General features: G+C 60.9%; 26 protein-coding genes and 1 pseudogene. 5 read left to right on the top strand and 22 right to left on the bottom strand.

From position 1 onward, the window contains the following. Window positions 1–10 precede the first annotated feature (10 nt). On the top strand, window positions 11–382 hold the full coding sequence (locus FH08_RS51190) for a zinc ribbon domain-containing protein (RefSeq protein ID WP_326929023.1): 372 nt from the start codon (window positions 11–13) through the stop codon (window positions 380–382). A 49-nt stretch (window positions 383–431) separates the two neighbouring features. Here the strand turns inward: FH08_RS51190 and FH08_RS0146975 are convergent, their stop codons facing one another. Both FH08_RS0146975 and FH08_RS0146970 read right to left on the bottom strand, forming a co-directional pair. After that, window positions 432–1,070, bottom strand: coding sequence for a LysE family translocator (locus FH08_RS0146975; protein WP_031365007.1), 639 nt, complete (start codon window positions 1,068–1,070; stop codon window positions 432–434). A gap of 201 nt (window positions 1,071–1,271) precedes the next feature. Next, entirely contained in the window at window positions 1,272–2,123 is an 852-nt protein-coding gene (locus FH08_RS0146970; protein WP_031365006.1) for a class I SAM-dependent methyltransferase, read from the bottom strand. A gap of 271 nt (window positions 2,124–2,394) precedes the next feature. Here FH08_RS0146970 and FH08_RS0146965 point away from each other — a divergent pair, with 271 nt between their 5' ends. Further along, window positions 2,395–2,649, top strand: a complete 255-nt coding sequence (locus tag FH08_RS0146965) for an AbrB/MazE/SpoVT family DNA-binding domain-containing protein (protein WP_031365005.1) — start codon at window positions 2,395–2,397, stop codon at window positions 2,647–2,649. Between the two features lie 144 nt (window positions 2,650–2,793). Here the strand turns inward: FH08_RS0146965 and FH08_RS0146960 are convergent, their stop codons facing one another. Beyond that, window positions 2,794–3,489, bottom strand: a complete 696-nt coding sequence (locus FH08_RS0146960; RefSeq protein WP_031365004.1) for a helix-turn-helix transcriptional regulator — start codon at window positions 3,487–3,489, stop codon at window positions 2,794–2,796. 90 nt (window positions 3,490–3,579) lie between these two features. Here FH08_RS0146960 and FH08_RS0146955 point away from each other — a divergent pair, with 90 nt between their 5' ends. After that, window positions 3,580–3,867, top strand: a complete 288-nt coding sequence (locus tag FH08_RS0146955) for a DUF1330 domain-containing protein (RefSeq protein ID WP_031365003.1) — start codon at window positions 3,580–3,582, stop codon at window positions 3,865–3,867. Between the two features lie 8 nt (window positions 3,868–3,875). Here FH08_RS0146955 and FH08_RS0146950 read toward each other — a convergent pair whose 3' ends face one another. The 8 genes from FH08_RS0146950 to argH all read right to left on the bottom strand — a co-directional run bounded on the left by FH08_RS0146950 (window position 3,876) and on the right by argH (window position 11,951). Next, complete coding sequence (locus tag FH08_RS0146950) at window positions 3,876–4,733, bottom strand: ABC transporter substrate-binding protein (protein WP_031365002.1); 858 nt, start codon at window positions 4,731–4,733, stop codon at window positions 3,876–3,878. 46 nt (window positions 4,734–4,779) lie between these two features. Next, entirely contained in the window at window positions 4,780–6,168 is a 1,389-nt protein-coding gene (locus FH08_RS0146945) for an MmgE/PrpD family protein (RefSeq protein WP_031365001.1), read from the bottom strand. Continuing rightward, window positions 6,165–7,073 carry a polysaccharide deacetylase family protein gene (locus FH08_RS0146940; RefSeq protein WP_031365000.1) on the bottom strand — a complete coding sequence of 303 codons (909 nt, stop codon included), beginning with the start codon at window positions 7,071–7,073 and terminating at the stop codon, window positions 6,165–6,167. The genes FH08_RS0146945 and FH08_RS0146940 overlap by 4 nt, the downstream gene beginning before the upstream one ends. Beyond that, window positions 7,070–7,960 (bottom strand): polysaccharide deacetylase family protein, encoded by an 891-nt coding sequence (locus FH08_RS0146935; RefSeq protein ID WP_031364999.1) that lies wholly within the window; start codon window positions 7,958–7,960, stop codon window positions 7,070–7,072. The genes FH08_RS0146940 and FH08_RS0146935 overlap by 4 nt, the downstream gene beginning before the upstream one ends. Beyond that, window positions 7,947–8,789, bottom strand: a complete 843-nt coding sequence (locus tag FH08_RS0146930) for an ABC transporter substrate-binding protein (RefSeq protein ID WP_031364998.1) — start codon at window positions 8,787–8,789, stop codon at window positions 7,947–7,949. The genes FH08_RS0146935 and FH08_RS0146930 overlap by 14 nt, the downstream gene beginning before the upstream one ends. A 62-nt stretch (window positions 8,790–8,851) precedes the next feature. After that, window positions 8,852–9,625: an amino acid ABC transporter ATP-binding protein gene (locus tag FH08_RS0146925; protein ID WP_200878889.1), complete on the bottom strand. Its 774-nt coding sequence runs from the start codon at window positions 9,623–9,625 to the stop codon at window positions 8,852–8,854. 29 nt (window positions 9,626–9,654) lie between these two features. Next, window positions 9,655–10,530 carry an amino acid ABC transporter permease gene (locus tag FH08_RS0146920; protein ID WP_051889069.1) on the bottom strand — a complete coding sequence of 292 codons (876 nt, stop codon included), beginning with the start codon at window positions 10,528–10,530 and terminating at the stop codon, window positions 9,655–9,657. Next, window positions 10,524–11,951 (bottom strand): argininosuccinate lyase, encoded by a 1,428-nt coding sequence (gene argH / locus FH08_RS0146915; RefSeq protein WP_031364995.1) that lies wholly within the window; start codon window positions 11,949–11,951, stop codon window positions 10,524–10,526. Before argH ends, FH08_RS0146920 begins: the two co-directional genes overlap by 7 nt. Before the next feature lie 195 nt (window positions 11,952–12,146). Here argH and FH08_RS0146910 point away from each other — a divergent pair, with 195 nt between their 5' ends. Beyond that, window positions 12,147–13,037 (top strand): LysR substrate-binding domain-containing protein, encoded by an 891-nt coding sequence (locus FH08_RS0146910; protein ID WP_031364994.1) that lies wholly within the window; start codon window positions 12,147–12,149, stop codon window positions 13,035–13,037. Between the two features lie 248 nt (window positions 13,038–13,285). Here FH08_RS0146910 and FH08_RS0146905 read toward each other — a convergent pair whose 3' ends face one another. From FH08_RS0146905 to FH08_RS0146865, 9 genes are all read right to left on the bottom strand, one after another. Beyond that, entirely contained in the window at window positions 13,286–13,672 is a 387-nt protein-coding gene (locus tag FH08_RS0146905) for a BON domain-containing protein (protein ID WP_031364993.1), read from the bottom strand. Between the two features lie 30 nt (window positions 13,673–13,702). Continuing rightward, entirely contained in the window at window positions 13,703–14,848 is a 1,146-nt protein-coding gene (locus FH08_RS0146900; protein WP_031364992.1) for a porin, read from the bottom strand. Window positions 14,849–14,941: 93 nt separating this feature from the next. Beyond that, a complete protein-coding gene (locus FH08_RS0146895) occupies window positions 14,942–16,570 on the bottom strand; it encodes a 3-(methylthio)propionyl-CoA ligase (protein ID WP_031364991.1) in 1,629 nt (542 codons plus the stop codon). A gap of 42 nt (window positions 16,571–16,612) precedes the next feature. Continuing rightward, window positions 16,613–16,975, bottom strand: a complete 363-nt coding sequence (locus FH08_RS0146890) for a Rieske (2Fe-2S) protein (RefSeq protein ID WP_031364990.1) — start codon at window positions 16,973–16,975, stop codon at window positions 16,613–16,615. Next, window positions 16,962–17,510 carry an RBBP9/YdeN family alpha/beta hydrolase gene (locus FH08_RS0146885; protein WP_031364989.1) on the bottom strand — a complete coding sequence of 183 codons (549 nt, stop codon included), beginning with the start codon at window positions 17,508–17,510 and terminating at the stop codon, window positions 16,962–16,964. The genes FH08_RS0146890 and FH08_RS0146885 overlap by 14 nt, the downstream gene beginning before the upstream one ends. After that, complete coding sequence (locus FH08_RS0146880) at window positions 17,507–18,355, bottom strand: TauD/TfdA dioxygenase family protein (RefSeq protein ID WP_031364988.1); 849 nt, start codon at window positions 18,353–18,355, stop codon at window positions 17,507–17,509. Before FH08_RS0146880 ends, FH08_RS0146885 begins: the two co-directional genes overlap by 4 nt. Window positions 18,356–18,365: 10 nt before the next feature. Beyond that, window positions 18,366–19,346, bottom strand: coding sequence for a quinone oxidoreductase family protein (locus FH08_RS0146875; protein WP_031364987.1), 981 nt, complete (start codon window positions 19,344–19,346; stop codon window positions 18,366–18,368). 126 nt (window positions 19,347–19,472) lie between these two features. Further along, on the bottom strand, window positions 19,473–20,792 hold the full coding sequence (locus tag FH08_RS0146870) for an MFS transporter (protein ID WP_031364986.1): 1,320 nt from the start codon (window positions 20,790–20,792) through the stop codon (window positions 19,473–19,475). 153 nt (window positions 20,793–20,945) lie between these two features. Next, the gene (locus FH08_RS0146865; RefSeq protein ID WP_031364985.1) at window positions 20,946–22,001 is read right to left on the bottom strand and encodes a 3-keto-5-aminohexanoate cleavage protein; all 1,056 of its coding nucleotides are present in this window, start codon (window positions 21,999–22,001) and stop codon (window positions 20,946–20,948) included. A 247-nt stretch (window positions 22,002–22,248) separates the two neighbouring features. Between FH08_RS0146865 and FH08_RS0146860 the strand changes: the two genes are divergently transcribed. Next, the gene (locus FH08_RS0146860) at window positions 22,249–23,250 is read left to right on the top strand and encodes an AraC family transcriptional regulator (protein ID WP_031364984.1); all 1,002 of its coding nucleotides are present in this window, start codon (window positions 22,249–22,251) and stop codon (window positions 23,248–23,250) included. 619 nt (window positions 23,251–23,869) lie between these two features. On the opposite strand, the pseudogene FH08_RS51185 reads toward FH08_RS0146860, so the two are convergent. Beyond that, window positions 23,870–24,022, bottom strand: a pseudogene (locus FH08_RS51185) (lipid II flippase family protein); the annotation flags it as partial. 358 nt (window positions 24,023–24,380) lie between these two features. Next, a complete protein-coding gene (locus tag FH08_RS0146855; protein WP_075583477.1) occupies window positions 24,381–25,892 on the bottom strand; it encodes a sensor domain-containing diguanylate cyclase in 1,512 nt (503 codons plus the stop codon). Between the last annotated feature and the right edge of the window lie 544 nt (window positions 25,893–26,436).

The following is a 26,436-nucleotide window of genomic DNA, read 5'->3' as shown; positions in this document are numbered from 1 at the left end:
CTGGCGAGCAATGGTGAGCCGGGAATCCGCGGAATTACGATCACGAGGACCTTATATGCCAACGTATGAATTCGAATGTGTTTATTGCGGTCCCTTCGACGCAAGGCGCGCCATGGCCGAACGCGACACGCCAGCCAGTTGCCCTACGTGCGAAACCTTGTCGGCCCGAGTCATACGAAGTGCGCCGCAGTTGTCCTCGCTTTCGGGTACCAAGCGATCGGCGCATGCCGTGAATGAACGTTCGGCGCATGAGCCAGTTCGTTCGTCTGCCCACGGCGCGGGATGTGGTTGCTGCTCCGGCAAGATCAAACTGCCGCGTTCCGCCGAGGCGCCAGCGGCGCCGCGTACAGCCGCTGGCCGGCCGTGGATGATCAGCCACTAGACTAAGCCCGCTTAAGGCAGGCCCGCCAGTGGCTGTTGTTGCATTGCTGTCAGATACCCGCTTTATGCGCGGTGAAGATCAATCGAAGGCCTAGCGCGGTAATGGCGCCAGCCGCAAAACGATCAATCCATTTCTTGGCGCGCAGGTAAAGCTCGCGTGGACGGCGGCTGGAGAAACACAAGGCCACAACGGTGTACCACCCTGCTTCAATCGCAAAGATCATGGGAGGCAGGATAAGGTAGCACCAGAGCGGCGGATGTTGCGGCAACAGGGCCGCAAAGATACTGCCGTACCAGATGGCAGTCTTCGGGTTGCTGAGTTGCGTAGTGAGGCCGATCCAGAATGATTTACGCGGATTATGGTTTTGCGCACCGCGCCTGTCATCCACGACCAGTGGACTGGACGCTCCTCGCCAGATCTTCGAAGCGATATAGATCAGGTAAAGTCCCCCGGCAATCTTCAAGCCGACATACAGCCACTCAACCGCCGACAGCAGCGTATAGAGCCCGGCAAGCGCTATGCCGCTGAAGAAAACGCCGCCCACGCCCATGCCGAGTGCGGTTGCCAGTCCGTCCGTGCGCGACAAGCCGATCGCGTTGCGTGCGACCAGCACGAAGCTCGGACCGGGGCTCATCGCCCCCATTAATAGCGCGGCAAGTATGGCGGCAACGGCGGCTAAGGCGGACATTGGCGTTCTCCTCGAACGTTAGGCTACGGGATGCGATTCCCAGAAAAATAACACGGGCGGCCCGGTACCGCATTTATAGATTAAGCAGATTGTTAAGCGCCGACCATGCTCGCGAGCTCGTATTTTTAGACCGGGCATCACGCGTATGCGGGTTTCGCCAAGGCCAAGCCATGACGTCAAAGCGTCCCCGCGATTCGTCCATTACCCCGGTCTTCGTGCCGCGATGCCATACATCAGCGGCAACCGCACCATGTCTTGCGGAGGCACCATACGCCGGCCGCCGCTGTCGCGCATGCCGTCAAAGCCCTTCCACCCGTTTGCGTACGGATACTCGCGAAGTTGCTCGATGACAAGACTACTTTTGGCCAACGCCGAGACAACGTCCCCGACTCCCCAAAAGAACTCGACGCTCGGATGCGGGTTCACGAAGCTTTCAAAGCCTGCCTCGTATCCATCGGGCGCCAGTCCTTCGCCTGACAGCGCGACGTAGTCGTTGACGCCGTCGCTTACGATTGGGGTCTGGTCAAAATAGTCGTAGCGCATTTTCCATTGCTCGTCGAAGATCATGGCGAAGGGATGGAATTCGACGAGGACAAAACGTCCACCGGGCTTCAGGGAGTGCGCCACGCCTTGCGCCCATGCGTCGATATCGGAAAGCCAGCCAAGTGTTCCATAGGAAGCAAACACGCGGTCAAACCGGCCCGGCATACTTCCCTGTTCGGCGAAATAGGTCAGCAAGTCGGCGCGGTGGAATGTCGCCGGGATCTTTGTTTGCGCGGACAGGTTTCGCGCGAAGCGAATGGCTTCGTCCGAGATATCGACACCGGTCACGTTGGCGCCCAAACGTGCAAGACTCAATGTGTCCTGCCCCGAATTGCACTGCAGATGAAGCAGGTCCAGTCCGCCGATACCGCCAAGCAACTCGACTTCCTCGGGGAACAGCGTTGAACCGCCGTTGCGGAAAAATGCAACCTGATCGCCCTTGTGACTGTTATGCGCTACTGTAGCCGCGTCCCAGGAAAGACGGTTTTTCTCGTGAAATTCGTTTGTCATTTTTTTGTTGTCGTTCGTTCTAAAGGATTCGTACCACTGTAGTCTGTTGCGCAGATCGCGGCGCTCATCGTATCGCGACAGCGCCCGAGGAGGCTTGTGTGACTGTCATCCGCAGCCGCGTACGTTCGGCCTGGGGAATCTAGACACGCTCGGGCGCAGGTCGAGCTCGGGTGAAAAAATGATTTTCATTGCCAATGCGTATCTGCACGTCGAAACATACAAGATCTTCAGATATGCTTATTGATACATTTATATTTGCGGAGTTCAGATCATGCCCATAACCGCGACACTCACGATTCAGCAGTGGGGCAACAGTCTCGCTGTGCGGATCCCCGCGGCCGTTGCCCGCTCCGCCCACTTTGAGGTGGGGCAGAAAGTTGATGTGATGACTGAAGAGATTGGCGTATCCATCAAACCGGTCGGCGCGCGCAAGTTCACGCTAGCGGAAAAACTCGCGCAATTTGATCCAGCGAAACATGGCGGCGAGGCGATGAAAACGTTCCCCGTCGACGCGGAGGTGCTTTGATGGTGCGCGCATCATGGCTACCCGACCGGCGCGACGTCATATGAATTGACCGTAACCCGCAGCTCGGTCGCGAAATGAAAGATTTTCATCCGATTCATCGATCAGCCGGATCAGCGTTACCGTACAGTGCTGGCTCTTTCACGACTACCAAGGCGTCGACTTCGCCAGATGCGTGCGGTACCGGCTCAATAACACCGCTCTCGCTCCTGGATACCGCTCACCCGTTTCATCGGCGGACGTGATCCTGTCGGTGCGAAAACTACGGAAATCCTGGCGCTTTTCGCACCACGCGCCAAGGATGCGGACATTGTCGAGGAAGCCCAGCACGACCGGCCAGACCACACGCTCCGACGGCTCGCCTTGCCCGTCCAGATAAGCGATCCGCAGTTTGCACTGGCCACGAATGGCCCCGCGCAAGCTCGTGAGCGGCACGGCATTGGCGGGAAAGTCCGGCACCGGCGGGCCGGAATGGACGGTCGGGGCACGCATGGCATCCTTGCCCGACGCATTCAATACCGCATCAATCTTCGCTAGCGCCTGAGCGGCGGCCTTACGCAAAACATCGTCGCCGCGCTGGTCCACATAACGCAGACCCAGCACCACGGCATCGATCTCGTCTTCGCTCAACATAAGCGGCGGCAGGAACAAACCTGGCCTGAGCACATACCCTATGCCCGCTTCGCCGTGGATCGGCGCGCCCTGTTCGATCAGCGTCGCAATGTCGCGATACAGCGTGCGCTCGGACACGGCCAGGTCCGACGCGAGTTCCGACGCAGTCACCGGCACACGCTTCGCGCGCAGCCTCTCCAGTAAGGTCAATAAACGAGCGGTTCGGGACACCCTGACTCCTGACAGTATCTGACAGGAGCTAAACGTACCATGAACTTCACCCGGTCAATCCGGCGCCGCCAGCGAATCCCCCGGAACCCCATGCCCGCCTACGTTATCTTCATCCGCGAAAAAACCCGCGACGCCGATCAGTTGGAGCTTTACAAAGAAAAATCGCAGGCAGTCTTCGCGAATCATCCCGTGACATTTCGCGCGTACAACGGACGCCATGAGGTACTCGAAGGTGCAAACGCGGAGGGCGTGTTGGTCCTCGAATTTCCGTCATTCGATGCCGCCCGCTCGTGGTATTACGACCCCGTGTATCAGGATGCATCGACGCACCGGTTCGTGGGTTCGGACTATCGATGCATCCTGGTCGAAGGCACGTGACTGCAGGACTAATGTACCGGCGCTGCGTTCATCGTCACCTGCTTGACCGCGCTCGATTGCAGGTTCCACTTGGCGACAATCGCCGCATAGGTCCCGTTCGCGATCAGTTTATTCAGCGCCCCGAGCACTGCATCGCGCAACTTCGGATTCGACTTCGCGAACGCAATGGCTTCAGGAGATGTAGCGAACGGCACGCCGATAGGCTTGTAGGTATTCGGTTCGAGCTTCATTGCATACGGCAGCGTTTCGCTGCCTTGCACGCCCGCCATAATCCGCCCTTGCTTTAACTGCATGCGCGCAGCGGAAGTATCTTCGGTCCCAGACACCGTAATGGCGGGCTTGCCGGCCGCCTCGCAATTTTGTGCGCTCCATGCGGCCGTGTCGCCCGGGAAGGACGTGCTGCGGCTCGTGCCAACCGACTTGCCGCAGAGATCCGCCGCTTGCCTGATCTCGTTCCCACGCGACGCGATGATATAAAACTGCGCGCCCGAGTTCAGGTAGTCGAGAAAATCGGCGGTGTCGCGGCGGCCCGGCACATCGCTCATTCCGCTCAGGATCATATCGACACGGCCCGTTGCCAGCGACGGCAACAACTGCTCGAACGCCGACTCCTGCCAGTCCAGTTTCACGCCCAGTTCCTTGGCAATGGCGTTGCCCAGATCGATATCGAAACCGACCAGGTCGCCGCTTTCCGGGTCCTTGTATTCCATCGGCGGATAGATGGAATTCACCGCGACCTTGATCACTTTCGACTTGGCGATGGCATCGGGCAAGGCCTGCGCATGCGCGCCGCTCGCGAAGAGAAACGTCGACAGGCAGAGTGCCATCAGGCTGGAAACGGCACGGATCGGGTTCAGCTTGTTCATGGAAGACGCACCTTTAAAGAGGTCTTGTTGAAGGTCAGGGTATCGATTAACGCACTACAGGTCTTGCGTCGGCGTCGCCTTGCAGCCATTGCGTCAGGGTGCGCGCATCGGCGAGATTGTCCAGATCGAGCACGGCGATTTCAAGCGCGTTCACTGATGCTTGCGGGATCGTCATGGCGGCCAACGTGCGGTATTTATCGGCGAGGTCCGCATCGGAAACCGGGTTGCGCGGGTCGCCAAGCGGCACGTTGACCTGCCGCGAACGCGGTTCGGCATCGGTCAATGTGAACGTGATGACAGGCTCGTCGAGATCGGACATTGACGGATCGATCTCGAGCGTGACGCGTTCCATTGCGGCTGCGATGCGCGGGTCGTTACGCTGCGCGTCGAGATACGCACCGATTCCCGCATGGCCATTCACCAGCACGGTGGCGATCGCGTAAGGCAGACTCATTTGCGCGGAAGCAAGCGTGCCAAGGTCACGGCCGCCGCACATCTGGTTCACGAAGGCGCTGAGTCTGACGTGCACGCCAACGAGTTTGTCCAGGTCCACCGCGCGTCCTTGCAGCAGGTCAAGCGTGGCATCCACGGCCGCATGGGTGCTGCGGCATGCCGCGTGCGGCTTGATCGAGCAGCGCATGAGTTTCCAGACAACACCCAGCTCCGCCAGCAGCGCATTCGGCATTTGCGTGTCTCGTGCAAACGCGTTGAAGAAACCTCCCCACACGTCCTCGAACACCTGCGTCGGGCCACTCACGCCCTGCTGGGCGAGCAACGCGGCTAGCAAGCCGCCTTCAGCCGCACGGCCCGTATGCATGCGCTTGGTCTGCGATGCATCGTGAATAAAACCCCACAACCCGCCGCTGAAACTTGCCGCGTGGCCGAACGCTGCTGCGGTCTGCGCGGCATTGAGACCGAGCAGGCGCGCACTGGCGGCGGCCGCGCCGAACACGCCGCACGTCATGGTCGAATGCCAGCCGTAGTTGTTATGAGGCGAATAACCGCCGCACGCTTCCAGCACGCGGCGGCCGACGTCGTAGCCGAGCACAACTGCCATCAGGAACTCGCGGCCCGATACGGGTCGCTGCGTGCACGCAAGCGCCGCGAATGCGGCGGGCAGCACTACCGCGCCGGAGTGATCGCAGCCGCCGGCGTCATCGAGTTCTAGCGCGTGCGCCGCCACGCCGTTGACGAAGGCCGCATCGCGGGGATTGAAGGCCTGTGACGTGCCCCACGCGGTTACTTCACCGCTGCTGCCCCTGCCCATCACTGCGCGGGCGCTGCGGGCTTCCACACCCGTCGCACCGCCCAACGAAGCACCGAGGGTATCGAGAATATGGCGCTTCGCCTTGTGCACGACAGGTGCGGGAAGCGTGTCGGCGGGAGTCTCGGCAACGAACGTCGCCAGGCGCTGAGATAAAGACGACGCGTTCACGCTTCCTCCCGCCGATGCCGCGCGTACACTTCGACCGGATGCCCGGGCTCGTTGGCTTCAACGCTCTGACTCCACCATGCAGCCATTTCGGAGCCGGTGGCGAACCACACATCGTCGCGTGAGCGGATATCGGCGAGCAGTTCGCGCAGCACATCGATGCGCCCCGCCGTGCCGATAATCTCCGGGTGCAGCCTCAGCACAAAGCACAATCCGAATCGATGAAACGCGGCGAAATCATGCTTCCAGTTCCGCAACACTTCGCGATAGGAAGGAATGCGCGGCTGCCCAACCGGGACTGCTGGTGAAAGGTTATAAGCGAAGTAAGGCTCGTCTTCCAGCTCGTAGTGCAGCGGCAATTCGACCAGACGAGGCGCTGCGAGCGACGCGTCCGTATCCGTATCCGGCAGATGAAAGTACGGCAGATCATCGCCGCGCCACGATGATGACCACGTCACGCCTTCATCGCGCAGGAAGTCCGCGAAGCCCGGCGCCCAGTTGCCGGTGAACGAACGGAAACCTTGCGTACGCCGTCCGAGCACGTGAGAGAGCGCATCTTGTCCCTTCCTGAACGCGTCTTTTTGCGCATCGAGCGTGAGCCTATCGAAGTCCTCGCAGACGTACCCGCTGTTGCCTATCTCATGCTTTTGCGTATGGATGCGCTTCACCAGATCCGCGTGCGTTTCAGCCACGCGACCGGGCACGAACCAGCTTGAACGCACCTCGTATTCCTCGAGCGCATCGAGCACGCGATCCACCCCGCGCTTCGCCCCATAGCGCCATACTGATAGAGATTTCTCGCGCCCCGCGATCCGGGGCTCTTGCGTAAGGATGCCGTGTTCGTCGTTGAAGTCGACCGTGACAACGACCGCGCAACGCGCGTTCTGCGGCCAGCGTAAAGAGTTCATCTGGAAGCTTCCTGCGAAGTCGGTGAGGCGTGGTCGGCGTTATTCATGCGCCACCATTGCGCGACGTCGCGACACGTGGCGAACCACACGCCGCCCTGCTCATGCATGTGATCGATCAGGCTTTCGAGCAACGCGATCCTGCCTGGCTTGCCCGACACCTTCGGATGAAAAAGCGTCGTCAGGCAAAGCCCGTCGCGATGTGAACCATCGAACTCGCGCCGCCAGTTATCGAGCGTCGTGTCGTAGCTTGCGATGCGATCCAGGCTCGCCGGAAAATTCGGATTGCGGTGATACGCGAGCGACGCGTAATCGTCCATTTCCCAGCGGCCGGGGATCTCGACCATAGGTTCGGCCATGCCCGCCGTATGCAGCAGATACGGACGGTCGTCGCCACGCATGGAACTCGAATATCGCACGCCCGCTTCCATCAGTACGCGAATCGTGTCCGGTCCCCAGTCTCCCGACGGCGTGCGAAAACCGACTGGGCGGATGCCGAGGTACTCGTCGAATACTCGCGCCGAGCGCTCCATCACCGCGCGTTGGCCGTCGGCATCGAGCGTCCAGAAGGCTTCATGTTTATAGCCGTGATAGCCGATCTCATGACCGCGCGCCACGATCGCCGCGCACTGTTCCGGCCAGTTTTCGACGACCCATGCGGGCACGAAAAACGTGGCCGGCACCTTCCTGTCGCCAAGCATGTCAAGCAACCGTCCTAACGCGCGCCAGGGGCCATAGCTGCCCAGCGTGAAGTATGAAGGGTTCCTCCAGATCGAGCCGTCGAGCATGGCGTCGCCGGTCGGGCCGTCAAGGTCGAAAGCCAGCGCGACGCAGGATCGATTGCCCTGAGGCCAGCGCGGGGCCGTCTGTTGAATGTCAGTTGCTGGCATCGATCAGCGCCTTTTGAACCGCGTGTTCCTGCAGACCCCACTTCACCAGGATCTTCTGATACGTGCCATCGGCAATCAGCTCGTTGAGCGCTTCCGTCAGTCCCGCATTCAAGGCCGCGTTGCCCTTCGCCATGCCGATGCCGTTGTACTGCGACAGGAACGGCTTGCCGATCGGCGCGTACGCGCTCTCCTCCACCGAGTTCTGGTACGGCAGCGTTTCACCGCCCTGCACCGCGGCATCGATACGGCCTTGGCGCAGTTGCACGCGTGCATCCGCCGAGCCGTTCGTGCCGCTTACATTGACCGGCTTCTTGCCCGCCTTGACGCAATGCTCGTTGCTCCAGGTCGCGATGTCGTCAGGCCACGACGTACGGCGGCTCGCGCCCACCGACTTGCCGCACAGCGCGTCCATGCTGGCGAATTCGCCGACACGCGCCTTGACGGTGTAGAACTGCGGACCGCCCGTGACGTAGTCGAGAAAGTTCACGGCCTCGCGGCGTGACGGCAGGTCGGTCATGCCTGAGAGGATCACATCGACACGATGCGTGGTCAGTGCGCTCATCATCTGGTCGAAGCCGGTCTCTTCCCACTGCAGTTTGACGCCGAGTTTCGCGGCAATCGCAACGCCTAAGTCAACGTCGAAACCCATCAGCTTGTCGGTGGCCGGGTCCTTGTATTCGAACGGCGGATAGTTCGGCACGATGGCCGCAACCAGCGTGCTCTTGCCGATCGACGGTGGTGTCCCGGCGTGTGCCAGAGGCACCACATGCAATGCCATTGCGCCGGTTACGAGCGCGGCAAGCTGGCGAAAGCGGAGGGAAACATTCATGGAAACTCGCTGAAGGTAAAAGTCAGACCGGGTTCCAACGACGCTGGAACCACAAATAAAAATCATGACAGCACGGCGGAAATAAAATCCTGCGTGCGTCGATGCTGGGGATTCGACAGCACCTGTTCCGGCGTGCCGCTCTCCACCACCTGCCCCTGATCCATGAACACAATGCGATTGGCCACTTCACGCGCGAAGCCGAGTTCGTGCGTGACCACGATCATCGTCATGCCGCTCTTGGCGAGGTCGCGCATCACGGCAAGCACTTCGCCAACAAGTTCCGGGTCAAGCGCGGAAGTGGGTTCATCGAAGAGCATGAGTTGCGGATGCATGGCAAGCGCTCGTGCAATGGCCACGCGCTGTTGCTGCCCGCCTGACAGTTCCACCGGGAACGCATCGCACTTGTGAGCAAGGCCCACGCGTTCGAGCAGCGCACGCGCTTCTTCAATCGCCTCCGAGCGACGCCGCTTGAGCACCTGCACCGGCCCTTCAATCACATTCTCCAGCACGGTCTTGTGCGGGAACAGGTTGAAACGCTGGAACACCATGCCGGTCGCCAGCCGCTGACGCGCGACCTGCTTCTCCGACAATGCATGCAGCTTGTTGCCCACGCGCCGGTAACCTACTCGTTCGCCGTTGACCCACAACGCGCCATCGTTGATCTCTTCGAGCTGGTTGATGCAGCGCAGGAACGTGCTCTTGCCCGAACCGGACGGTCCGATCACGCACAGCACTTCGCCTTTCGGAATGTCGAGCGTGATGCCTTGCAGCGCCTTGAAATCGCCGTAGGACTTGCGCACGTCGACGGCACGAACGATTGCATCGATTGAACTCATGGGAAGGGTTTCCATTTCAATCGCCGGGTTCATTGCCGGCCCGACGGACGGCCCGCGCCGCGTGCGTAAAACCGCTCCACGCGCGACTGCATGAACGACAGCACCGTCACCACCACGAGATACCAGATGCCCGCGACCATCAGCAGCTCGATCACCCGGGCGTTGGCATAGTAGATGTTCTCCGCGTTGTGCAGCATCTCCGCGTACTGGATCACGCTGGCGAGCGAAGTGAGCTTGACCATGCCGACCAGTTCATTGCCAATAGGCGGCACGATCACGCGCATGGCCTGCGGCAGGATCACGCGGCGCAGCGCCTGCAGCCTTGGCATGCCGATAGACTTCGCCGCTTCATACTGGCCGGTGTCGACCGCGAGCAGCCCTGCGCGCACCACTTCCGATGTATACGCGCCCTGGTTGATACCGAGCCCAAGCAATGCGGCGAGGAAAGGCGTCATCACGTCGACGGTGCGAAACTCGAAGAGACCGGGTATGCCTATCGACGGAAACACCAGCGCGAGGTTGAACCACAGCAGCAATTGCAAGATCACTGGCGTGCCGCGAAACAACCATACGTAGGCTTGCGCGACCGTCTGCAGCACCGGATTGGTCGACAGCCGCATGATCGCGGTGACGACACCCAGAGCGACGCCCAATGCCATCGCAAGCACCGTCATGACGACGGTGTTGGCGAGGCCAGTGAGGACCGATTTAGCTGTCAGGAAGCGCGCGACATAACGCCATTCGATCTGCCCATGCGCGAACGCGAGCCCGATATAAACCACGATCGCCAGGATCACGGCCGACGCAATGTATCGCCCCCAATGACGTCGACGCACGTATTCCAGTTGCGTGTAATCTGCTTCGATCGCATCGCCCGGTGTCATGTCCTGGTAAGCGCTCAGCATGTCGGTCCACCGTATGAAGTGGCCCATGCCAGTTGCTTATCGAGCGCCGTTTGCAAACGCGTGATCTGCTCGGCCACGCGCACCGGCGCAGTGCCGCCAAAGCCGCTGCGCGCGGCCACCGCTGCGTCGAGGGTCACGTGGTCCAGCACTGCGGGTTCCAGCCGTGCGTCGACCTTTTCAAGCGTCGCGGCCGATACCTCGGAGAGCTCGATCCCCTGCTCCTCGCAGGCCTGCACCAACGCGCCGGTGATCTCGTGCGCTTCGCTGAATGGCACGCCGCGCAGCGCGAGCCAGTCGGCAACTTCAGTGGCGAGCGTGAACCCGAGCGGCGCCTGACGGCGCATTTCATCCACGTTCACGCGCATCGTGCGGATCATGCCGGCCATGGCGGGCAGCACGAGTTCGAGGGTATCGATGCAATCAAACGCCGCGATCTTGTCTTCCGCGAGATCGCGGTTATAAGCAAGCGGCAGCGACTTGAGCGTGGCAAGCAAGCCGCTCAGGTTGCCGATCAACCGGCCGGCTTTTCCACGTGTCAGCTCGGCGATATCCGAGTTTTTCTTCTGCGGCATGATCGAGCTGCCGGTTGCGTAACCATCGTCGAGCACGACCCAGCCGAACTGGCGCGAGGTCCAGAGAATGACTTCCTCCGAAAGCCGCGACAAGTTCACCGACAACATGCTCGTGATGAACACGAACTCGGCAACGTGGTCGCGCGAGGCGACGGCGTCGATGGAGTTTTCACACGGACCGTCATAGCCGAGTTCCGCCGCCGACAACTCCGGCCGTCTGCATATCGCCGATCCCGCCAGCGCTGCCGCGCCCAGCGGCGAACGCGCGCTGCGCCGATCCCAGTCCACCAGCCGGTCGACATCGCGATAAATCGACTGCGCATGCGCGAGCAAGTGATGCGCGAACACAATCGGTTGCGCCGGTTGCAAATGCGTGAACCCTGCACTCACGCTATGCACGTGCGCGTTCGCCTGTTCGATTAATGCATTCTGCAAATCGATGACCGCTTGCGCCAGCGTGCGCGCCTTGTCGCGCAGAAAGAGACGCAGGTCGTTCGCTGCCTGATCGTTGCGCGAACGGCCGGCGCGCAGTTTGCCGCCGGTTGCGCCCAGGCGTTGCGTCAATTCCCGTTCGAGGAATGTATGCACGTCTTCATCGTCGAGCGTCGGGCCGACCTCGCCTGCCAGGAACTGCGCTTCCAGCCGATCCATTTCGCTCAGCAGTTGCTGCAGTTCGTCAGCCGTCAGGATTTCAGCGCGTCTGAGCTCCTGCGCATGCGCGCGTGAGCCCGCGAGGTCATACGGCGCAAGCCGGAAGAAGCTCGGGTCGGAGCGCGAAAGCGCGGTCAGTGCGGGCGCCGGGCCAGTCTTGAAGCGTCCACCCCACAGCCGGTCTGAATGTTGGGTCATGCAAAAACTCCCTGGAAGTGGATGGTTTGATTGCGCACCTGTGGAGGCGGTATGTCGCCAGGCGCCCTGCTCGTCAGAAGGCTTCTTGCGCTTTGGATCGGGCAAGAAGCCTTAACTTTCGAGCCGATTTTATGAACGCCAATTTTTAAGCGACAAACGGTAAAATCTCATGGTTACCATGCACAACTTGCATAAATGAAAATCGAACGCTATCCGCCGTTTAATGTGCTGCAGTCGCTGCTGGTTGTTGCCCGGTGCGGTAATTTCACGGCGGCATCGCAGCAGTTGTTCCTCAGCCAGAGCGCGGTGAGCCGGCATATCCAGCAGATCGAAGAGTATTTCGGCTGCGCATTATTCGTGCGGCACACGCGGATGGTGGTGCCGACGGCGGAGTGCCAGCGGCTCGTGCCTATCGTCGAGGAGCTGCTTGCGACCGCGCGCCGGTCGATGCATATCATCAGCACCGGCGGCCAGACCATCACGCTACGAGTCACGCCTACACTAGCTGCACGCTGGCTGTTGCCGCGCCTTCCCGACTTCTATGCCGAGGTGCCGGGCACGCAGTTGAACATCGACACCGCGTGGTTCCTGCCGACCAATTTCGGCGAAGGCACGCTGGACGCAGCGATCCTGTTCGGCAATGGACGATGGGAAGGACTCGAGGCGACCTGCCTGATGCGCGAACGATTGACGCCTGTGTGCTCGCCACAGACCGCGCATGGCCCGCATCCGTTGGCGCAGCCTGCCGATCTGAAGCATCACACGCTGCTGCATTCCAGTTTTGGCAGGCGCGGATGGATGTTATGGCTGCAGCAGGAAAGCGATGAACTCGCGTCGCATACGTATCGCGAGCAGGTGTTCGACACGCTCGATCTCGCGTTTGGCGCGGCGGTGCGAGGTCATGGCGTGGCGCTGGGAGACTTGAATCTCGTGCAGGAGAACCTGGCGAGCGGCGCGCTCGTGGCGCCGTTCGAACGCGTGCTTGAAACGGGTTCCGGGTATTACCTCGTGCATCCGCCGCGTAACGAGTATCGCGAGAAATTGAAACCACTGCTTGCGTGGCTGCTGGGAATTGCGGCGGGTTGAGGCGGGTTTAGGCGATACGTCGGTGATGGGCACGACTGAATCCTTGCCACCAGTCAGCGGCTGGCAGGAGCCGGCCAGTTACAGACGTTGGGCGGAATGCAACCCAAGACATTTAAGCGTCTTCTTCAGGCTCGTAAGGAGGCGGTGGATGCTTGAGGCCACCCACTCGGGCATCGCCGCCGATTGGTAGAAGCCGGCGTGACCCATTGTCTTCGGCCGCGCCGTACTTCGTGGTTGACTACAACAGCTTACATGCCGCCAAACGGTTTTTTCACCGTCAGCTTGTTGGTCACCGACGTCACTCCGGAAACGCCCCTGGCCATCGCCTCAGCCTTGCCGATCTGGGCAGCTTCCGTGACCGTGCCATTCAGTGTCACTACGCCGTCTTTCGCGATGACACTGATGTCCCCGGCGCTGATTTCCTTGTCCTTGCCGATGGCGGCATAAACCCTGCGGCGCAGGGCACGGTCCGCTTTCCTGCCTACGGGAGCCACAGCGCCCGATGCCGCCATCCCGGACGCACCTTGCGCACTGGCGGGCGCACTGGCTGCATCACCGGGCTGGGACCACGCGGTTGTAGACGCTGCAACGAACCATGCGGCGACCGCCAGCTCGAGTGCCTTGTTTGTTTTCATGGATTACTCCGGTTCATGAAGGTGACGGAATCAGAAGCTATGGCGAATGCCGACCATGGCCGCAGTGGTGGAGACACCGGGTGCAACTGGGGCTCCATAGATGATCGTCTGGTTCATGGTCCCCTTGTTGTTGACATAGCCGACCTGCGCGTACGCCTTGGTCCTCACGGACAGGTTGTATTCCGCACCTACTGCGAACTCGCTCGAGTGATTCGCTGAATTGTTCCGGTCTTTCAGGTAGTAGTAGCCGGACGTGATCTTGAAGGCCGGATTGAACTGGTAGCCAAGGCCGCCCGACACCATTTCGAAGTCGACGCTATTGCTCTTCGCCGGGTTCTTGCCAATAGCGTACGAGGCGGATACCGAGAAGCCGCTGATCGTATACATCGCACCGAAATAGTAGAAGCGGTTATTGTCCGAGCCTGTCGCCGGCACAGCCGGAGCCGCTGGATAAGTCAGCGGATACGGGTTGGTGTCATGCCCGTTGTAGTACACCGCGGACAGGTTCAGACCGTAATTTGAATACTTGAGTACGGCCGACTCGCGTGTGCCGCCCTGGAACTGTCCCGCGACGCCGCCCGGCGCGTACTCGAGCGCAAGCGAGGTGCCATAGAATTTCGGCGAATTGTAGACCAGCGCGTTGCTGTCATACAGGGCGCCGATTGGTGCGTTCGTGCTGGTACCGGGCCAGCCGGCCGCCTGATTGATGCCCAGCCACGAAGTCAGGATGCTGCCGAAATACTGTGCGCCGCGTACGTCGGTTTCCGCCATCGCGTAGATCATCGGGATGATCTGCCGGCCGGCGTCGAACGTGCCAAACGGCCCGGTTGCGCCGACCGTCGCAAACTGGTTGAAGAGCGCGGTCGTGCCCGGTGTATCGGTCAGCCCGAACTTGCCGTTCGTGGTGTTGAACGTGCCTTGCAGCTTGAACGTGATCTTGTAGCCGCCACCGATGTCTTCGGCGCCCTTCAGGCCCCAGTAGCTGGAATAGATGCCGCCGTCCTTGAGTTCATAGACATGCCCCAGGTTATGCGCACTCGGCTGGAACGTTGCGGCCGAGGTGCTCTGATACAGGAATCCACTGTCGAGTACGCCATAGAGCGTAACCGACGACTGCGCATGGGCCGCCGCTGAAAAAACTATCAGCACTGCCAAGCTATACGATTTTAATTTCATTGCGTCTCCTCCAGGTGTGGGGCGCCCCGGGTGGACCCGGCGGCTTATGATTTTGTTGCTCGAATGAAACTGTGTTGTTGCCGTGTCTGCGTCTCAGGCCGACAGGTAGTAGTCGCCGAACTGATCCCGTAACTGGTTCTTGAGCACCTTACCCGTTGCACCGAGCGGAATCGAGTCGACGAACACCACCGCCTCTGGCTTCCACCACTTCGCAACCCGGCCGTCAAAGAACGTGAGGAGTTCATCTGCGGCGAGCGCACTGCCAGGCTTTTTCACGATTAGCAGCAGCGGCCGCTCGTCCCACTTCGAATGCCGTGCGGCGATGCAAACCGCCGTCGCGACTTCGGGGTGCAGATACGCGACGTTTTCGATGTCGGTCGAACTGATCCATTCCCCGCCGGACTTGATGACGTCTTTGCTGCGATCGGTAATCTGCATGAAGCCGTCCGGATCGATCTTTGCGACGTCGCCGGTCGGAAACCAGCCGTCGCGCAGCGGCGATCTGCCGTCATGGCCGAAGTACGCCTGCGTGACCCAATGACCGCGTACGAGGAGGTCGCCGGTTGCTGCGCCGTCCCACGGCAAATCGTTGCCTTCCAGGTCGACGATTTTCATGTCGATGCCAAATACCGGGCGTCCCTGCTTCGCCTGAAGCGCGTAGCGCTCTTCAACGGGAAGAGACATCTGATGCGCCTTGAAACTGCAGACGGTGCCGACCGGGCTCAATTCAGTCATGCCCCACGCATGCAGGACGTCAACGTGATGGCGCTGCTGGAACTCCGTCGTCATGGCGGTCGGGCAGGGAGCGCCGCCGATAATCGTGCGTTTCATCGATGAAAACGAACCGGTGATCGTCTCGACATGCGCAAGCAGTCCTTGCCAGACGGTCGGTACGCCAGCCGACAGCGTGACCTGTTCGTCCTCGATCAGGTCATGAAGCGACTTGCCATCCAGCGCCGGCCCCGGAAACACCAGCTTCGCACCCACCATGCAGGCGATATACGGCAATCCCCACGCGTTCACATGGAACATCGGCACGACCGGAAGGATCACATCTCGCGCCGAACAGTTCAGTGAATCCGGCAGCGCGGCCGCGTAGGTGTGCAGCAGGGTCGAGCGGTGGCTGTATAACACCCCCTTCGGATTGCCGGTGGTCCCGGACGTGTAGCACAGTGATGACGCGCTATTTTCGTCCAGCAGCGGCCAGTCGAAGGCGTCGCTGTGACCATCGACGAGATCCTCGTAGCACAGCAGCATCGTAGACAGGCCATGGTCTTGCGGCATGTGCGCACGGTCGGTCATTGCCACGAAAACCTTCGGGCTCTTGACCCGCGGCGCGACGCGCTCGATCAACGGCAGAAACGTCAAGTCGAAGAAGACGACACGATCTTGCGCATGCTCGATGATGTACGCGAGCTGATCGACGTGCAGACGCGGGTTGAGCGTGTGCAACACGGACCCGGCCCCAGACACGGCGAAGTACAGCTCCATGTGCCGGTAGCCGTTCCACGCCAGCGTCCCGACCCGCTCGCCCGGCTGGATGCCGAGGCCAGCGAGGGCATTTGCCATGCGGCGCGCGCGTTGCGCAAAATCCCGGTACCGGTACCGGTGAATATCACCTTCGACCCGTCGTGACACGATTTCCTGTTCGCCGTGGTGGCGTTCAGCGTGCATGAGCAGTGACGCAACCAGCAGCGGTTGCTGCATCATTAAACCTTGCATCCTTGTTCCCCTGAATGACTGCATGTTCCCGCGCGGCCCGGATCACGCTTCCGCATTGCACGCCGGCCCCTGCGCGGGACTGGTGGCCGGGTCCTCAAGACTCGCGACCAGCTTTCCGTCGATGACCCGGACCGGGAAAGTTGTCAAGCTCAGCCCGCCTGCGCCTGGCATGCGGCCGGTTCGCAGGTCGAAGCGCAGACCATGCGCCGGGCAGCGCAGCACGCATCCCTCCAACTGACCGCTTGCTAGCGAGGCCCCGTTGTGGGGACACGCGTTGTCGATTGCGTGGATCGTGCCGTCGATGTTGAACAGGACAATGCTGCGGCCATCGACGAAGGCCAGTTTGCGCTGGCCTGGCGCGAGTTCATCGACCGCGCCAACCGCTATCTGATCAGACGAGTCCATGGATCAGTGTCTCCGCCATCGGCCATTCGCCAAACCCCGCAGCGGGATTCAGGTGACCGACTTCGCCAAGGTCGACGAGCCGACTGCCCCAGTCTTTCGCCATCGCCGCGACACGCTCGAACTGCGCGAGCGGATCGTTGCGGCTTGCACCGACAATGCTTGGAAACGGCAGCGGCTTGCGTGGAATTGGCTGCCAACCATTCTGAGCGAGCGCATCGAAGGCTGGATAGCCTGCCGGCAGCGGCGTCTCAAGGTCGGCCGGAGTGGCGAGCAGTGCACCGTGAATCTTGCGGCTGTGCTGCTGGGCCCAATGCACCGTGATCATCACGCCCGCGCTATGCGCGACCAGGATCACCGGGCCATCGACTTTCGCAAGGGCAGCATCGAGCGCCGCGACGCGTGCCGCGCAACTGAGTTTGCCGTGCTCAAGCGGCGGCACCGAGACCACCTTGGGCAACTTTTGCTCCAGCAGCGTTTGCCAATGCTCCGCAACGTAGTCGCGCAGGCCCGGCACCATGAGGATGGTGGGTGTCATATCGGCTTGTCACCGATAATTCCGGCGCGCTCCATCTTGCGGTGACACGGCGGGTAGTCCATCACTGCATAGTGCTGCGTGCTGCGGTTGTCCCAGATCGCAATGCTGTTGGGTTTCCAGCGCCAGCGGACCTGGTACTCGGGGATGCAGGCCTGGCTGATGAGATAGCGCAGCAGCTCACCCGCGCCCGGATTGGCGTCCTGCCCGAAGCGCACGCGCGCCGGCGTGTGGTAGTTGGTGAAATGGGTGGTGAAGGCGTTCACGAACAACACCTTCTCACCGGTCTCCGGGTGCGTGCGCACAACGGGATGCTCCGCGTCCGGGAATTGCGCCTTGAGAGCGAGACGTTTTTCGATCGGCATCGCGGCACCGAAGCTCGCCTCGATGCTGTGGCGGGCGCGCAGGTCTGCGATCTGGGTTTTGACGTGGTCTGGCAGGTTCTCGTAGGCGAGGACCATGTTTGCCCACATCGTATCGCCGCCGACTGGCGGGCACTCCACGCAGCGCAGGACAGCGCCGAACTGCGGCGCCTCGCGCCAGGTGGCATCCGCGTGCCACGCGTTTTCATACCGGTCGTTGGGTTGATCCGGGTTCTTGTAGATGCGCACGAGGCCCGGATGTTCCGGGTCGCTGCCGGCAACAGGATGGTCCTCCAGTTCGCCGAAACGGCGCGCAAACGCAACATGCTCGGCGCGCGAGATGTCCTGGTCGCGCAGGAACAGCACCCGGTGCTTGAGCAGCGCCGCATGGATCTCGGCAAACAGGCCGTCATCGTCGATGGCATCGGCAAGATTCACGCCGACCAGTTCGGCGCCGATGGCGCAGGTCAATTGTTCGACTCGCATGGCGTTCTCCTCAGATGACGAAGACCGACGAACCGGTCGTCTTGCGCGATTCAAGGTCGCGGTGGGCCTGCGCCGCATCCTCCAGCGCGTAACGCTGGTTGAGTTCGATCTTGATGCGGCCTGCGGCGACATGCCCGAAGAGTTCACCGGCGAGTTCATCCTTCTCGGCGGGGTCGGCGATATAGTCCGCCAGCGCGGGGCGCGTCAGGTAGAGCGAACCCTTCATCGCCAGAATCTGTGGATTGAACGGCGGGATCGGCCCGGACGCCGTGCCGACGCAGACCATCAAACCACGGCGCCGGAGCGAATCGAGTGACGCCTCAAAGGTATCCTTGCCGACGCTGTCGAACACGACGTCCACGCCAACGCCGTTGGTCAGTTCCCGCACGCGCTTCGCGACGTCTTCCCGGCTGTAGTAGACGATGTGATCGCAGCCATGCGCACGGGCCACCTCGCCCTTCGCCTCGTTCGAAACTGTGCCGATCACGGTGAGACCCAGCAGCTTCGCCCATTGCGACACAATCAGGCCGACGCCGCCGGCGGCGGCATGCAGCAGGATGGTGTCACCCGCCTTGAAATCGTGGATGCGGCGCATCAGGTACGACGAGGTCAGGCCTCGCATCGTCATGCCGGCCGCCGTTTCGCAAGAGATCGCATCCGGCAGCTTGATGAGCGGCGCCGCCGGGACCAGGCGTTCAGTGCTGTAGGCGCCGAGTGTGTTGAGAAAGCCGGTGTAGGTCACGCGATCGCCGACCGCGACGTCGGTCACGTCGGGGCCGATTGCCTCGACCACACCTGCTGCCTCGACACCCATGCCTGCAGGCATGGGCACGGGGTAGAGGCCGCTGCGGAAATAGGTGTCGGCGAAATTCAGGCCCACTGCCTCATGGCGCAAGCGAACCTGTCCGGGACCGGGGTCGCCCACTTCAACGTGTTCATAGCGCAAGACTTCGGGACCGCCGGTTTCATGGAAGCGCACTGCTTTCGCCATGTCGAATCTCCTGTTATTTACTCGAACTGCAAATTTATATTTGGTCGGTAACGGTAACGGTGACGATGCTGTCCGTCCCGCTCTCAATTCACTTGCCAGGCCTGAAGCTTGCCGGTGGCCGTTGGGTCAGTATCCGGCCTGTTCACGCAGGGCACTCACACGATCGAGGTCGACGCCATAGTTCCGCTTGCCGATGAAGAAGGCGACTGCAGCGACCAGGGGTGCAAACGGCACGAATTGCAACGCGCCGAGCAGTCCGATCCGGTCGGCCACGATGCCCGTCAGGACGGCGGCGGGCGCCAATCCCAGCAGGTTGTTCGCCAACGTCAGGGTGGCAAACGCCGACGCATGGATCGACGGTGGGGTGAGGTTCGCCACCATCGCACCCGAGGGTCCGGTCGCGCCTGCGCAGAAGAACATGCCAGCGCCGATCACGACGAGCTGCGCCAAACCCGCCGGCATCCGGAAACCGATCGTGAGCAGCACGAAGCAGATCAGGCAGAAGGCGACGGCAGTGCTCCACTTTCTTTCCCGCTGATGCTTGCTGAGCCGGTCGGTCAGATTGCCGCACACCACCATGCCGAAAGCGGTGACCAGCACAAACACGGCAGCGCTCATGGCCGCCTTGCCGGTGGGCATGCCATAGTAGCGGTTCAGGAAGCTGGGCATCCACGCCCAAACAGCTGCCGGAACCAGCAGATGGATGCCGCTGCCGACGTAGGCGCAAACGATCGACTTTGTCGAAAAGAGCCCTTTCATCAGCGCGCGAAAGCTCATGCATACGCCGTGGCCCTGCGCTTGGCTGCTCACACTTGCGGGCTGCAATCGCGCCAGTTGTTTTTCGGTGACGGCAAACCGGTAGACAATCAGCAGCACGATGCCCAGTGCTGCCATTGCGCCGAACGCCGCGCGCCAGCCAAGGTGAGCCGCGACCGTACCCCCGAGCGCCATGCCCAGCACTGAACCGAACGCCCCTCCGGCCATGAACGCGGCGGTGAGCGTGGAGCGCAGCCGTGCCGGAAATATGCTGAGGACGACCGCGATGCCGACACTGCCATAGGCGGCTTCACCGACACCGACGAAGGCGCGCGCAAGCAGCATCTCGTTGTAGTTCGTCGAGAGCGCACAGCCGAGCGTTGCGAGACTCCACATCGCCGCCATCAGGACAATGCTTTTCACGCGGCCCCAGCGGTCGGCGAGCACGGACAGCGGAAAGGTGAGCACGCCGACCATCAGCGCGACCACACTGCTCAGCGAACCCAACCGGGTGTCGGAAAGGTTCCACGTCGCCTTGAGCATCGGAAACACCGCATTCAACACCTGCCGTGACATGTAGTCGGAGAGCAGCAACCCCACGGTCAGGACAAATACGACCCACGCATACGCGCGCACGTCTTTTTGCGTCGTCGAAACATCGGCCGTCGTGGGCTCAGCATGCGTGAACATGAGTCGTCTCCTTCCTGTCCAGCTCGTTGGCGACCGCCTTGCCTTGCAGGACAAAGCGGGCCTTTATGGATACCGCGCAACCCTTCCCGGCATGCCGGGGAGCTCTACCTTTGAAAACCGGCATCCGCGAAGCGTCAGCCGCGCTCCAATCCTTTACGCCGCGCGCAGCGGCAGGTTCTTCACACCGGCCTTGCGATTCGGCGCCATCCCGTTCGCCGCGAGCGTCTCGTCGGCCGTTTCGTACTGCACGCCGATGCGGTAGATGTCGCGCGCTTCTCTGCCGGAGGCAATCTCGCGGCCCAGTTCGCGCGCCACGCGCACGCACTGTTCGATCTGCTGCACCGAAGTCATCCTGTTGCCGTGCTGGTCGATGATCGTGTCTTCGATGCCGCAGCGAGGATGCAGGCCCATTGCCATCGCCATCATGTTGAACGGCAATACGTTCTTGAGCAGCGACTCAGCCGTGAGCGTGCAGCCGTCCGGCGCGCGATGCACGAAGTTGGAGAAATTGAACGGGTTCGGGCCGTCGAAGCCCCCGCCGATACCGATCCACGTCAGGTTGAGCGGACCCTTGTAGGCGCCTTTGCGCACAAGGCGATCGAGTGTCTCGAGCGCATGGATGCCCGTGAGCTGGAAGTGCGGCTGGATGCCCGAAGCGTGCAGGCGGCGCAGGTGCTCCTCGACCCATGCCGGGCCGGCGGGCACCGTCATTTCGCTATAGGCGGCCATCAACGCAGGGTTAGACAACGAGGTGCCTTCCAGGTACTCCGGATAGAGCAACTCCATGATGTTCATCTGCGTGGTGTTGATCGCGACCGTCACCTGATCGGGCTTCGGGTCGAGGTCGGCCAGCATGTGGCGGGTGTCGTCCGACAGCCACTTTGCGGCCTGCCCATCGTCTTCCGGTGCGAACGAGATCGAGCCACCGACCTGGATGATCATGTCCGGCACGGCCGCGCGCACACCCGCGATGAGTTCGTTGAATTTCGACAGACGCTTGGAGCCCTTGCCATCCAGCTCACGCACGTGCAGGTGCAAGACGGTCGCGCCGGCGTTGTAGCAGTCGACGGCCTTCTGGATCTGCTCCTCCATGGTCACCGGAATGTCTTCCGGAAAGTCCTCGGGCATCCATTCCGGGCCGTACGGAGCGGTCGTGATGACAACCTTGTCCTGGTTCTCGGGGTGCAGCGAATCGTCGAGGAATTGCATCGTGTTCTCCAATAGGGGGGACGGTATTCCGACGCTCCCGGCACGGCTGGCCGCTTGACAATCAGTCGAAATATGATGAACCGTTGAGATGCACGATACGGCAAACCTGCGTTACACTTTTACGATTGGGCGCCATTCTTTTAGCATTTCATGCCACTACGTGTTAACACCGGTATTTGCGCGCGCGAGGCATTTTCATGACCGGACGGCAAGGCGCTGCCCGTAAGTTGTGCGCGGAGGCATGACGATGGAATCGATGTTGCGCTCGGTCGCCATGAGCGGCTATTTCGATGTAACGCGGCGGGTCGGGCTGAATCCGGTCGAGCTTGCGCGGCAGGTCGGAATTGATACCGCGGCGCTTGCGAATCCGGATGATCGCATTCCGGCGGCCGCCGCGTGCCGGCTACTGGAACTGACGGCCGAAAAGGCGTCATGCCCGACTTTCGCGCTGCAAATGGCCGAGACCCGGCAGAAGTTCGGTACCGGTGTGGTCAATGTCCTGCTCGCGCACAAGCGCACGCTGCGCGAGGTGTTGCTGGCCACAGCCCAATACCGGCATCTGCTGAACGAAGCCTTGGCTGTGTACGTCGAGGACGCGGGCGAAACGGTCACCATCCGCGAAGAACTAGTCGTCGAACCGGGCACCCCAACAAATCAGGCGATCGAACTCGCGGTCGGTGTCCTCTGGCGCCACTCCAGCGCCCTGCTTGGTGATCACTGGAAACCACGGTCCGTCCATTTTGTTCATCAGGGACCGAAAGACCTGACGTTTCATCGACGGTTCTTCGGCTGTCCGTTGGAGTTCGGCAGCGATTTCAATGGCTTCGTGTGTGCGGCCGCCGATCTCGATTACCCGAATCCCGCCGCTGACCCGGAACTGGTGCGATATGCCGAGAGCCTCGCGGATTCACTCAACGTGACGGGTGTCGACTCGACCCCGCTGGAAGTGCGCAAGGCGATCTACTTGTTGCTGCCCCTCGAGCAGGCCACCGTCGAGCTGGTTGCCCGCCATTTACGTCTGAGCGTTCGCACCATGCAGCGCCAACTTGAACTGGCGCAAACCAGTTTCTCGCGTCTGGTCGAGGAAGTAAGGGGCGAACTTGCCGTGCGCTATATGAGCAACCCACGCTATCCCATCGGGCGGGTTTCTGCACTGCTAGGCTATTCACAGCAGGGCTCCTTCACGAACTGGTTCAATTCACGCTTCGGCGTGACCCCCCGCGCCTGGCGCAACAGCCATTTGAAATAACGGTGCTTCGCTTTAAGCCTGCTCTGAATTCGCCCGTAGGTAAGTCATCGAATCAACCAAGCTCACGACCGCGAACCACCAGGACAACCGGCGCGCGACAGTCGGCACCCCGCTCGGACAGTGCTGCGAAGCCTAGTCAGATAGGCCAATACGCTGCTCAAGCACAAGGTATTTTTTTGCGTCTGTCTTTCAACTGATTCGCCCCCACCGATGGCTCGACGACGTCGAGGGGGCAAAATACAAACTCGACGTACAGCCGCTGATCCTCAAGGAGAACGCCGTACTTTTGCTCTCTCTGTCGAAGGCTGCAACTGCATCCGGTCGCGCCGACGGACAAGTGAACGTTGGCTTACGGGTAAGCGTCAGGCATTACAATCGTCGCTCCGAGATTTGACGCTTATGTGGCCGTAGTAGACGCTGAAGCAGCCGTTGATACCGCGACGTACCGGACGGCAGCAACGGGTCGGTTTACGACGATCGCCGTTGCTATCGTGCTTTACTTTCCGTTTTCTGAAGCTCCACCAACGTGCGCAAATTTCCGAATGTTGAGACGCCCCCTATGAGCAGTCCTTTTCATATCTGAACTGGCTCGACCTCCCCTCCTTATCGCGACATAACCCGTCCGGTCAACTAAGGCGATGATCCCGAATAGAGAAATCGACACGGCGATATGACGCTTACGAACAACAGCGATCCGCACCGCGTAAGCCAGTGTCGCGATCACATGAATTACAAATGTGAGCGCACATATGATCAAAAGCTGAGTGTCCATGCTGTCGCGGCGAGCTTAGCGAGAACATAGTCCATCGAAGCGCGTTCCTCACCCGAGTCGTCTCTAGCACGGGGGCGTCTACTTTGTGCTGACACGCGCGCATCGGCGCGCTTGTGCTACATGACCTCTGGCCGAGTGACGACCGCAGGTGGCTCGACGCTCACTCGACGGGTCGTTATCTGGTGTCGATACGCCGATCGTCAACGACCTATAGCCGACTCTATCGAACGTCTCAAACTGGCCGAGATGATCTGTGAAAACGCACCGATCGCCTAAACTGCCGCAGGCCGCACACGGTTGGACAATCGCGATCTATCAGCGCTTCCATGCTCTCCGACTTCGGTCCAATTTACGCTCGCTATGCCTCGCAGACCCGGTTACGGCCAGTTGACTTTGCTTCGTATAGGGCCGAGTCAGCCATCTTCACCAGAACCGCGCCATCGTGGACCGCCCGCCCTTGGGACGTCACCACGCCGATGCTCGCGGTTACACAGCCATACCGGCTTTGGACGTGTTTAATATTGAGGTCGAATACGGCGTGCCGAATGGTCTCCGCGACGTTCGTGGCACCAGTCGCGTCGGTATCTGGAAGGGTCACGACGAACTCTTCGCCGCCATACCGGGCCACGTGGTCGCCCGGGCGGCGTACGCACAGGGCCACGCATTGAGCTACGGCTCTTAGCACCTCGTCTCCAGCCTGATGACCATAGTAGTCGTTGTACGCCTTGAACTGATCGATGTCGACGAACAGCAACGAGAGCGGACGGCCGGTGCGATTGGCCCGTTGCCATTCTTTCTGCAGCGTGTCGTCGAATGTCCCCCGGTTGTTCAGCCCCGTGAGGGCGTCCGTGCGCGCCAGATGCTGCAGTTTCGATTCCGCAAGCTGTCGCCGCTGTAGTTCTCGCGACAGCAGCAACGATCCGGCTCCGAGGATAAGGCTGAACACCGCCATCACGATCCCGAGCCGGATGGCCCGACGTTGCCATTCAGCGTATATGTCGCTCTCTGCAGGTGCCACATCAACGATGATCGGCAGCCCGGATAAGTGCTTGTACACGTAGAGCCTACGGACCCCATCGATTGAGGCAGTGCCGGCGAACGCACCTTCGTTGGTCGCCATCGCCCGGATGAACACGGCGGCGCTCTGGATGTTGCGCCCAACTACCTCTGGGTCGTAGGGCAATCGGGTGATCATGGATCCGTTAGTCTCGATGACTGCCGCCGTGCCGCGCTGTCCTACAGAAAGTCCGTCCAGTAAGGCACGGAAATAGTCGATGCTCAACGTCCCGACCACGACACCACCGAAGGAGCCGTCTGCCCGAGTAATCCGACGGCTAAGTGCAATCGTGAGCGCCCCGTCTCGAAGCCGTGACGCGTAGGGTTTGCTGATGTAGAGGCCGGCATTGCTGTGATCGCGGTGAAACGTGAAATAGTCACGGTCAGCGAAGTTCCCCACACGCGCCGGTATGAATCGGGAGTCTATGATGATGTCGCCGCGCTCATTGATAACGAAGATGGAGCCGAGGTACTTGCCCGAAGCGGCGCGGTCGAACAACACCTCGCTTCGCAGCTTCGGGGCGAGGACCATGACCTGTGGATCCACCACCCCGTCCGCTACCGCCTGCAAGGAAAGATCGTAGAGTTCGACATTGCGGGCGATGTCCCGCTCGATGACCAGCATCAGGTTCCGTGCGTTTTCCTCGGCGTGGTTGTAGGCATCGCTACGTGACTCGAAAAGCACCCACGCGCAAAGGCTGCACGTGAACAGCATCAGCAGAACGCCACAAACGATCACACCAGATGGCGACAACGCCTGCGAAGCGGCTGACGAAAAAGATCGGCGCACAGAAAGCGACAGTGACGAACGCATGGAGCCTCATGAGACGAATTCATACGCACGGTCTGAACAAACGTCGCCGCGTGGCGGGGCCAGCGGGTGCGCGTTTTGATTGACAAGTCATCGTCATTTCTCGCGGCACACAAACCCAAAATGAGTCCGATTGTCGCCGCGCGCGATCTGACAAAATCATTGTTTGAGTATATTACTTGAAAGCGACAGACCTCCTTTCTAAATACCCGTCGCGACACTCGCCCAGTCATTGTGGCTCTGCACCACCATCCGTTTTCGTTCGATGTGGGCTACCTTCAAGAAGCGGATTTTTTCCTACGACTAGCGGCAACTTCGTCAGGTTGCCGGTAAGCGTCATTCGATGCCTCCGCCCAGATCGTCGTCAATCGTGGGGGAGTTCGTTTGCAAGTTTGCTCACCGGGCCCCGCTCCACTGGCAATTCGCTTTGCACGCAGCCCAATTAGTTTCCTGGCGGGTCGGGTCACGAAGATGCACCGCTCAATGCCGGACCGCCTGCCTTAGATTGGGCTCGCCCGTTAGGGGTAACCCCAAAAATAGCAATTCA

The sequence above is a fragment of the Caballeronia sordidicola genome (assembly GCF_000729995.1).
GTDB classification, from domain to species: Bacteria; Pseudomonadota; Gammaproteobacteria; order Burkholderiales; family Burkholderiaceae; genus Caballeronia; species Caballeronia sordidicola_A.
The sequence above is the reverse complement of the archived record's forward strand: the minus strand, read 5'-3'. Positions and strand labels throughout refer to the sequence as shown.